Origin of the sequence: Pseudoalteromonas luteoviolacea NCIMB 1942, from assembly GCF_001625595.1 — a bacterium.
Taxonomy (GTDB): domain Bacteria; phylum Pseudomonadota; class Gammaproteobacteria; order Enterobacterales; family Alteromonadaceae; genus Pseudoalteromonas; species Pseudoalteromonas luteoviolacea_A.
Window position 1 is genome coordinate 1 of the sequence record NZ_AUXT01000077.1, and the last position, 2,342, is coordinate 2,342.

Sequence of the window (2,342 nt, forward strand, 5' to 3'; positions counted from 1 at the left end):
TGCAGATAGAAGAAGGGTTCACCTACAACAAAACAACCATACAAAGCCGTTTATCCTTGCTTATATTACTCACCACCTTGGCACACTGGTTTCTTATGATTTTAGGGATGACGGCTAAACTTGAGAGCAAAGATAGGCAGTATCAAGCTAACTCTTTAAAAACAGATAACGTACTGTCATTACAATTTATTGGCCAACGTGTATCCGCAGATAAAGGAATAAAGCTGTATATGCGAAGCTGCTTAAATGCCATTAAGAAGCTACAAAATGTGGGAGTAGAATATGATTATCCAGACGTATAGTAATTATTTTGTGGGGATCGTACAGGGGCAGAGTCATTGATTTTTGATGGTCACACGGGGTAGAGCTCGACAACTCTCCCCCACTCATTCGCTATTCTTCGTCGTCAAACGCATCCTCAGCGTCAGTACGTGCTTGCCTATACCCTTCTTTAGCTAAAATTTCGACATAAAATGACGTACGGTTTTCAAGTTGAGTTTGGTCAATCAACTTATTAAGTTGTGACACATGAACAGGTTGAGCTTCCGCTTCTGTATTACCAAACTTACAGTCAAAGTCCCAAAAATCAGCGCCTGCTGGTAAGGTCTTGTTACGCTCACGTTTCAGATATTTTTTAATTTCATGCTTAACCGCGTCAACACGCCTTGCTAATTTAATTTTTGGGTGAGTTAACTCAAATGTTTTTTTCATAGTTGCCTTCAAAACAAGGAATACTCGAGCCTATCACAGGCTCAATGAGTAAAAGGTGTGTATCTATAAAGTGCGAACTTCGAACTCACATAGATATAGAAATATAACCTACTTAGTTTACGTTAAAATAGGGCGCTCAGCATCAACAAAGGTAAGAAAATAGCAGCAGCCTAAATGTTGTATGACAATGGCGACCATGTTGAACTCCCAGTAGATGCTAGCTTTGCGTACCTATAACAGATAGGCAAGACTAGAAGGAATAACTGAGTCAGAATCAACGACTCTGATAATCCTCTAGTCAGCCTCCGGGGCCTTTGTTAGCTATGCTAACAGGCGCTCAAACCAAGACTGGCCGGAGGCTGTTATGGCACTTTACTGTGGTATCGATTTACATTCAAATAATCATGTCATTGTTATCAATGATGAGAACGATAAAACCGTTTTTTCAAAACGCATCGCCAATGATATCTCGCTTTCCTTAGAATGCTTAAGACCGTTTCAAAAACAATTAGTTGGGGTCGCTATCGAGTCAACATTCAATTGGTATTGGTTGGTCGATGGTTTAGTAGAAAATGGCTTTAACATGCTTTTGGTCAATACGGCTGCGGTTAAACAATATGAAGGGCTTAAATACTCGGATGATTTTAAAGATGCTTTTCATCTTGCCCACTTAATGCGTTTAGGTATTTTGCCTACGGGGTACATCTACCCTAAAGAACAGCGTGCTGTGCGAGATATGTTACGCAGAAGAATGCAGCTTGTGCAGTAACCAGTAAGCAATTGTTGTCTATTCAAAACCAAATTTGGCGCAGCTCAGGAATTCGGGTTAGTAATAGCCAAATTAAAAAGAAGTCGTTTGAAGTCACTTTATTAACACATCACGTAAAAACGGCTGCTGACACCAACTTACGTTACTGCAAACCATGACGGGAATTGGCCCCATACTTGGACTTACCATCTTGCTTGAAACGGGCACTACAACACGATTTGAATCAGTGGGAGATTACGCATCCTATTGCCGATGTGTACAAAGCTTACGCGAGAGTAACAATAAGAAAAAACGTGAAGGCAATACCAAAAGCGGTAATAAATATCTCTCTTGGGCCTTCTCACAAGCGGCACACATGGCAGTTCGCTATGAGCCCAAAGTGAAAGCCTTTTATGACCGCAAGTACCAAAAGAAGAATGGCATAGTAGCGATTAGAGCAGTAGTCCACAAACTTGCAAGAGCCGCTTACTATATGTTGAAGAACAATGAACCGTTTGATGTTAACAAAGCGTTCGGCGGATAGACCCAAGCCAGCAAAGGGGTTGGTATGAACCAGTAGACTCTGATTGGATGGGTTTATCGGCCACTTGATTTAATCATTCGCCTAGCACGTGAGCCACTAAAAGGTTGGTCATTAAGTTGAACCACAATTTCTGTCATTATTCGATGGACACGCTGCTGGCACCGAGTATTTTGTGGAGCGAACGCTTGGGGTAAGGCAACTTACCTAGAACCAGATGGGTGACTGGTGCGGTTGATTATCCGACATCAAACTAAAGAAAAAACGGGCGCGAGTGAAGATTGAGTGACTTCTGTTTGATGCTGAAAATAATTCGGCAGAAACTCACTCGCGCACTTTACA

The 2,342-nt window shown here is 41.6% G+C and carries 3 protein-coding genes and 1 pseudogene; 3 read left to right on the plus strand and 1 reads right to left on the minus strand.

Features of this window, described 5'->3' with window-relative positions; genetic code table 11:
* Window positions 1-302, plus strand: a pseudogene (locus tag N482_RS25165) (hypothetical protein); the annotation flags it as partial.
* A gap of 91 nt (window positions 303-393) precedes the next feature.
* Here the strand turns inward: N482_RS25165 and N482_RS05060 are convergent.
* On the minus strand, window positions 394-711 hold the full coding sequence (locus tag N482_RS05060; RefSeq protein ID WP_063376040.1) for a DUF6172 family protein: 318 nt from the start codon (window positions 709-711) through the stop codon (window positions 394-396).
* Window positions 712-1,075: 364 nt separating this feature from the next.
* Here N482_RS05060 and N482_RS25500 point away from each other — a divergent pair, with 364 nt between their 5' ends.
* The gene (locus N482_RS25500) at window positions 1,076-1,480 is read left to right on the plus strand and encodes an IS110 family transposase (protein ID WP_231100793.1); all 405 of its coding nucleotides are present in this window, start codon (window positions 1,076-1,078) and stop codon (window positions 1,478-1,480) included.
* Between the two features lie 154 nt (window positions 1,481-1,634).
* Window positions 1,635-2,003, plus strand: coding sequence for a transposase (locus tag N482_RS25505; protein WP_231100794.1), 369 nt, complete (start codon window positions 1,635-1,637; stop codon window positions 2,001-2,003).
* Window positions 2,004-2,342 lie beyond the last annotated feature (339 nt).

Bases quoted from the DNA above. Each gene is read 5' to 3' on its own strand.
- N482_RS05060 (WP_063376040.1), bottom strand. From the start codon at position 711: ATGAAAAAAACATTTGAGTTAACTCACCCAAAAATTAAATTAGCAAGG.
- N482_RS25500 (WP_231100793.1), top strand. From the start codon at position 1,076: ATGGCACTTTACTGTGGTATCGATTTACATTCAAATAATCATGTCATT.
- N482_RS25505 (WP_231100794.1), top strand. From the start codon at position 1,635: ATGACGGGAATTGGCCCCATACTTGGACTTACCATCTTGCTTGAAACG.